The organism is Dehalococcoidia bacterium, assembly GCA_035574915.1.
Taxonomy (GTDB): Bacteria; Chloroflexota; Dehalococcoidia; order DSTF01; family WHTK01; genus DATLYJ01.
This window is the reverse complement of record DATLYJ010000046.1, coordinates 50,910-57,094: the sequence shown is the minus strand read 5'-3', so window position 1 is coordinate 57,094 and position 6,185 is coordinate 50,910. Positions and strand designations below refer to the sequence as shown.

The 6,185-nt window shown below is 69.0% G+C and carries 6 protein-coding genes; 1 reads left to right on the top strand and 5 read right to left on the bottom strand.

Annotation, left to right across the window (positions count from 1 at the left end):
• Nucleotides 1-431 (top strand): CAP domain-containing protein (locus VNN10_04120; protein HXH21193.1); only part of this gene is annotated, 431 nt, incomplete at its 5' end.
• Here VNN10_04120 and mptB read toward each other — a convergent pair.
• The 5 genes from mptB to gnd form a co-directional block, all read right to left on the bottom strand.
• Nucleotides 397-1,917 (bottom strand): polyprenol phosphomannose-dependent alpha 1,6 mannosyltransferase MptB, encoded by a 1,521-nt coding sequence (mptB, locus tag VNN10_04115; GenBank protein ID HXH21192.1) that lies wholly within the window; start codon nt 1,915-1,917, stop codon nt 397-399. The genes VNN10_04120 and mptB overlap by 35 nt on opposite strands.
• Nucleotides 1,918-1,922: 5 nt before the next feature.
• A complete protein-coding gene (locus VNN10_04110; protein HXH21191.1) occupies nt 1,923-2,930 on the bottom strand; it encodes an NAD(P)/FAD-dependent oxidoreductase in 1,008 nt (335 codons plus the stop codon).
• 291 nt (nt 2,931-3,221) lie between these two features.
• Nucleotides 3,222-4,079 (bottom strand): ABC transporter permease, encoded by an 858-nt coding sequence (locus VNN10_04105; protein ID HXH21190.1) that lies wholly within the window; start codon nt 4,077-4,079, stop codon nt 3,222-3,224.
• Nucleotides 4,069-4,926 carry an ABC transporter ATP-binding protein gene (locus VNN10_04100; GenBank protein HXH21189.1) on the bottom strand — a complete coding sequence of 286 codons (858 nt, stop codon included), beginning with the start codon at nt 4,924-4,926 and terminating at the stop codon, nt 4,069-4,071. The genes VNN10_04105 and VNN10_04100 overlap by 11 nt, the downstream gene beginning before the upstream one ends.
• A 339-nt stretch (nt 4,927-5,265) precedes the next feature.
• The gene (gene gnd, locus VNN10_04095; GenBank protein ID HXH21188.1) at nt 5,266-6,174 is read right to left on the bottom strand and encodes a decarboxylating 6-phosphogluconate dehydrogenase; all 909 of its coding nucleotides are present in this window, start codon (nt 6,172-6,174) and stop codon (nt 5,266-5,268) included.
• Between the last annotated feature and the right edge of the window lie 11 nt (nt 6,175-6,185).

Genomic DNA, 6,185 nt, shown 5'->3' with positions numbered 1-6,185 from the left:
CGCCGCCGGCCCTGCAGCCCGTGGCCGTCGGCTTGAGTGCCCTGGGGCAGCAGGTATTCGATGGCCAGAACGCGGAGCGTGGCCGCTCCGGGTTGGCGCCGCTCCGCCTCGATGCCGGCCTGACTTCGGTGGCGCAACGGCGCGCCGCGGACATGGCGACGCGCGGCTACTTTGCTCACACCTCGCCCACGGGCGAGACCGCCTTCTCCCTCATCGACGCGGCCGGCATCCCCGCGCCCTACGCGGCCGAGAACATCGGCTTCAACAGCTATCCGGAGGCGACCAGCGCCGCCTCGGTGCTGGCAGCCTTCCTCGCCAGCCCCGGCCATCGCGCCAACATTCTGAGCAGCCGGTTCACGCGCGTTGGGGTCGGAGTAGCCGTCTCAGCGTCCGGCATCAAATACTACGCGGTCGTCTTCGCCGGGCCCTGAGGCCACCTGGCCGCGGCAGCGCTCCCGCGCCGCTCGGCGCGGCTCGGCCGCGACGGCGGCCCCCGGCGGCCCAGGCCAGCAGGCCGACAATCCAGCCCCCGAGGGTGCTTGCGGTGAGGGCCGCCTCGATCGTGACGAGGCCACCCCTGCCGTACCAGTCGAACCAGTTGAGCGGCCAGGCCCAGCCTCCCACCACGTTCGCGGCCAGGAGCCCGATGGCGCCCGGCACCGTCACCCAGAAGGCGCCGCCACCGATCGCCGCGCCCAGGCCCACGACCCAGGTGAAGTACCATGCCTTCGTCCAGAAGGAGAGCACCAAAAGGTAGAGGAGCAGTATCCAGTAGCTGCCCCTGACCACATCGAGACGGCGTCGCAGCACAGCCAGGAAGCCCAGGGAGAAGATCGCGATCGCTGCCGGGCGCAACCACGCGTAGGGCAGATAGAAGTCCGCCACCGCCGCCAGCGAGGATGTCGAGCGCGAGGCCTGGTCTCGGACGCCGTCGAACGTCGCCGCGCCGGCCCAGAGCGGGGCAAAGAACATCCCGGCAAGCAGGACGGACGCGGCGAGGCCGGTCAGAGCCGCTCGCGGCTCGCGCCGCGCCTGCCAGAGCAGGAGGGGGAACAGTACCGCCGGCACGAACTTGACCAGGACGGACAAGGTCAACACCGGAAACGCCACCTCCCAGCGCCGGTCCAGCGCCAACCACACGGCGGCCAGCAGGAAGAGGAGGAGCAGCGAGTCGTTGTGGCCGTCCACGGCGAAGTGGATCACGGCTAGCGGGTTCCAGGCGTGGGCAACGAAGGCGAAGAGCTCCTTCCCTGGCGTCAGCCGCCTGGCGAGCAGGTACACGGTACCGGCCGCGGCCCAGTGCGCCCCGACGGACAGGGCCTTGGTGGCAAGCAACGCCGCCAGCGTATTGGAGCCGCAGACTTCCGTAAGCGCGGCCATGACCGCAATCCACACTGGGCCGTACACGGCCGGCAGGCCCTTCCATCCCACGGGCGGGTAGTAGGGGTCCGCCGCGAACTCCAGGGGCGGGTGGGTGTACGGGTTCATCCCGTACTCGGACACCACCCGCCCGTTCATCAGGTAGTCGAAGACATCCGCCGCAAGGGCCGGGTACGTGTAGACCAGGGTCACCGGCGCCAGGACCGCGACCCCGATCGCGACCCTCCAGGCGGTGCGGGCCGGCACGCGCGGGAGGAGGAGCAGCGCCGCGACGTAGAGCGCCATCGGCGCCGCGGCCGCGACGGCGTATCTGCCGGCCCCGCGCACGTCGAGGCCGAGGATGGGCCCCAGCGCAAGGGCCTCGCCCGTAAACGGGTTGAAACGCCCGAGCCACAGCGGCTCCAGCCAGAGCGCGGCGTAGGCGGCGAGCGTCGCCGCACCCGTCGCCGCGAACGCGGCCGCGCTAAGGGGAAGGCGCCCGAGGCCGGCAAAGCGATCGCTCCGCCCCTTCGGCCTCAGGACCTCCTGAGTGGCCATGGTCCCTACAGGCGCAGCTCGCTCGAGTGTCCGGGGAAGATGCGGGCCTTCGGGTCCACGCGCTGCTTGGCGGCGTTCGCCGCGATGGCGGCCTGGCCGAAGCCCGTGACGATGAGGTTCAAGGGCTCGGAGCCCTCCACCGCGGCAATGTCGCCGGCAGCGAAGACCCCGGGCAGGTTCGTCTCCATGAAGCCGTTGACGCGGATGTGCCGGTTGTCGGCCATCTGCAGGCCCCACGCCTCGATCGGCCCGAGCGCCGCCTTGAACCCGATGCTGATCAGCACCATGTCGATGTCCAGGTCGCGTTCCTCGCCCGTGCGGTTCTCGTAGATCGTCGCGTGCTCGACCTTACCTTCCCCCCACACGCGTTTGAGTTCCCAGTACGTCAGGACGGGTATCTCCGAGACGCGGAGCGCGGCCAGGCTGGCCTCGTGTGCCCTGAACTCCGCGCGCCTGTGGATCAGGGTGATGCTCGCGGCCCAGTCCTTGAGATTCAGGCACCAATCGACGGCCGTGTCGCCGCCGCCAACGATGAGGACTCGCTTGCCGCGGAAGGGGCGCTTGTCCTTCACGAAGTAGTACACGCCCCGGCCCTCGTACTCGTCAACGCCGGGGCGGTCGAGCTTGTTGGGCGCGAAGGCGCCGATCCCGGCTGTGATGAGCACGGTGCGGCTCAGGTGATGAGACACGCTCGTGCCCAGCCGCCACACCTCTTCTTCGCCGGCGCGCGTCCGCGTCAGCGTCTCGATGCGCTGCTCGTACGCATACTCCGGCGCGAAGAGCTCGTTTTGCAGGAGCAATTGCTGCACGAGGTCCTTCGCCAGGATTTTCGGGTGGCCGGGGACGTCGTAAATGAACTTCTCCGGATAGAGGACGGCGAGCTGGCCGCCGGGCTCGGGCAGCGACTCCACGATCTTCGTCGTCATGCCCCGAAGCCCGGCATAGAAAGCGGCGAACAGGCCCGTCGGCCCGGCGCCAATGATCGTTATGTCGAAGACCCGGTCATCACTCACCTCCCCGATTTTACGCGACTCCTCCTTCCACCCTAGAGCCATTCGGCGGGGCCCGGGTCAGGCCAACCGGCCGTCCGTGAGCCTGCCGGACTCGATTAGCCTCGTGGCCGGCGATCGAGAACGCCACCGCGGGGCTAACCGCCGGCGCCTTCGGGCTGGGCCTTCAGCGGTCCCGTGGGTCCTCACTAGCCTCCGGGTTGGCCGGGGCCTGCCAGGCCGTCACAGGGGAGCAGTCGCGTCTGGGCGCGCTTCGCGGCCGCGGGAGTGGAGGAGCCGGCAAGGCTCTGGCGCTCACCCCTGCCTCTTCAGCCTCCCCGTCTTCTTCGCCCAGCGCTCGCCGGCCGCGAATACCGCCATTCCTCCCGGCAACAGGAGCACCCCGAAGCCCGCCAGCGTGACGAGCGTCCCCGCCAGGTCCGCCGGCGTTTCGCCATCAACCAACGCGCCGCGGATGCCCTCCAGGATGTACGTCGCGGGCGAGATGGTGGACAGCGCCTGCAGCCAACCGGGGAGCACCTCCACGCTGTAGTAAACGCCGGAGACCAGCAGCAGGGCCGACTGGATCATGAAGGACATCTGCGTGCCCCGCTCGGGATAGAGCAGGGGCAGTACTCCCGCCAGGATCGCCAGCCCGGCGACGCTGAAACTGCCGATGCCAAGCACCAGCGCGGCCGAGGACCAGTTCGCCGAGCTCAGGTCCACCGTGAAGAACGGGACGGCGCAGGCGAAGATCAGCAGTGTGCGCACGACGGCGTGCAGCACCCCGAACACAGACATGCCTACCAGGTGCAGCATGCGGGGCACGGGCGCCATCAGCGTGTGCTCGATCGTCCCTTCCCAGCGCTCCCACGTAACCACGAGGCTGATGTCGTCCAGCACCGCGGAGAGATAGGCCCAGACCAGGGTGCCTATGAGCAGGAAGAGGACCAGGCCCGATACGTCCTGCCCGCCGGCGAGTCCCGCCTGGTCAACCTGCTCCGCGATGAACGTAATCGCCAGCGTGTTGACGACGCCGTACAGCAGCCAGACCAGTTCCCAGGCCCAGTAGCGCTTCCACAGGTTCGTCTGGCGCTCGACAAACGCCCAGGCCAGCCCGGCCGGGTTCATGCTCCCGGCGCGCTCGATCCGTTCCGCAACGCTAAGCGCCAACTGCCACCTCCTCCGGCTCCTCGTCCTCCTCGATGCTCCGGCCCGTGAGTTCCATGAAAACCGTCTCCATGTTGATCAGTTCCAGGGGCCGCCCGCCGGCCACGCGCCGCCGCAACTCCTCCGGGGTGCCCTCCGCGGCAATGCGGCCTCCGGCAAGAAAGGCGATCCGGTCGCAGAGCTTTTCCGCCTCGTCCATGTCGTGCGTCGTCAGCAGGATCGTCGCGTCGTGCTCGGCCCGAACCTGGCGGATGAAGGCCTGCACGTCGCGCTTGCTGCGCGGGTCCAGCCCCGTGGTGGGTTCGTCTAGCAGCATCAGCACCGGCGAGGTCAGGAAGGACCGCGCCACCGCCACCTTCTGCTGCTGGCCCCGCGAAAGATGACTCATCGGCTCTGCGGCCTTGTCCCACTCCAGGCCCAACCGTTCGAAGATCACCGGCGTGAGCCGCCTGATCTCCGCCGGCGTCAGCCCGTACACGCGGCCGAAGAACAGCAGGTTCTCCATCGCGGACATGTTCCGGAAGAACGAGGGGTCCGCTGAGACCCGATTGATCAAGGAGCGCACCTTCGCGGCCTCACGCACCACGTCGAAGCCGAAGACCGCGCAAGACCCGTCGTCCGGCAGGAGCAGCGTGCTCAACATGCGGATCAGGGTCGACTTCCCGGAGCCGTTCGCGCCGATGACGCCGTAGATCTCGCCGCGCTCGACCTCGAACGAGACCGACCTCACGACCACGCTCGGCCCCTGCCGGGCGTTGCGCTTTCGCGCCCACGGCAGCACGTCGAGCAGGTCGCGCCCGCCCCCGAACGACTTCGTGAGGTTGTCCACCCTCAAGGGGATCGAGTTCATGGCTGGTGCCTCGCTTCCGGCAAATCAAAAGCCCACCTTGCGGCGCAGGTGGGCTGGAGGGTCTCTCGCTGAGCTCTGGACTCAGGTATTCGTCCTGGACACACTCCTCCTGCCCGCGTGCGGACCGCCGCCAGACGCATCGCGCCCGGCCGCACGGAACAAAGTGACGCCGCTGCCGCTCATGGGTTCTCGCCGCCGCCGACTTGGAACCCGCGCATCATAGGCCTGCTTCGCAAGGTTGTCAACGAATACGTGGCTCTCGTACGAACATGTGGCAACGCCGTGTCCGGCATCGCCGCGGACTTCTCGCCTCCGTCTGCAGACGCGCTGTGCCGTCTGTCACTTTCGTTCGACGACAGCGTGGCCACCGAACTTGTTCCGCAGCGCCGCCAGAAGCCTCGCGGCGTAGCTGTCCTCCTGCCTGCTGACGAACCGCATCATCAGGGACAGCGTGATGATCGGCGCCGGCACGTCGAGGTCGACCGCTTCCGCCACCGTCCAGCGGCCTTCGCCGCTATCCGCAACCCAGGGCCTCACGTCCGCGAGCTCCGCGTCCTCGGCCAGGGCCGCGGCCGTCAGGTCCAGTAGCCACGAGCGCACGACGCTGCCGTGACGCCACGTCTCGGCGATCCGCGCCAGGTCCAGGCTGAAGTCTCGCTTCGCCTTCAGGATCTCGAAGCCCTCGGCGTAGGCCTGCATGAGGCCGTACTCGATGCCGTTGTGCACCATCTTCACGAAATGGCCGGCCCCCGACGGCCCGACGTGGGCCCAGCCGCGTCCCGGCGACGGCGCAAGCGTCTCGAATACGGGCCGTAGGCGTTCCACGGCCGCCGCCTCGCCGCCGGCCATCAGGCAGTAGCCCTCGCTGAGCCCCCAGATGCCTCCGCTCGTGCCGCAGTCCACGAAGTGCAGGCCGCGTGACCGCAGGGCCTCCGCCCGGCGCATCGAGTCCTTGTAGTTGCTGTTCCCGCCGTCGACGATGGTGTCACCCGGCTCCAGGACGTCCGCAAGGGCCTCGACGGTCTCCTCGGTCGGCGCGCCGGCTGGCACCATTACCCAGACGTGCCTCGGCGCAGACATGGCCCCTCTAAGCTCGGGCAGCCGCCTCACGCCCTTCGCGCCCCACGCCTCCGCCTCGGCGACGGCCGCCTCGTTCAGGTCGTAAGCCAGCACGCGGTGCCCGCCGCGCAGCAGCCGCTGCGCCATGTTCCCGCCCATCCGCCCTAGCCCAACCATCGCGATCTCCATATCCCGCCTCG

Bases quoted from the DNA above. Each gene is read 5' to 3' on its own strand.
- mptB (HXH21192.1), bottom strand. From the start codon at position 1,917: ATGGCCACTCAGGAGGTCCTGAGGCCGAAGGGGCGGAGCGATCGCTTT.
- VNN10_04100 (HXH21189.1), bottom strand. From the start codon at position 4,926: ATGAACTCGATCCCCTTGAGGGTGGACAACCTCACGAAGTCGTTCGGG.
- gnd (HXH21188.1), bottom strand. From the start codon at position 6,174: ATGGAGATCGCGATGGTTGGGCTAGGGCGGATGGGCGGGAACATGGCG.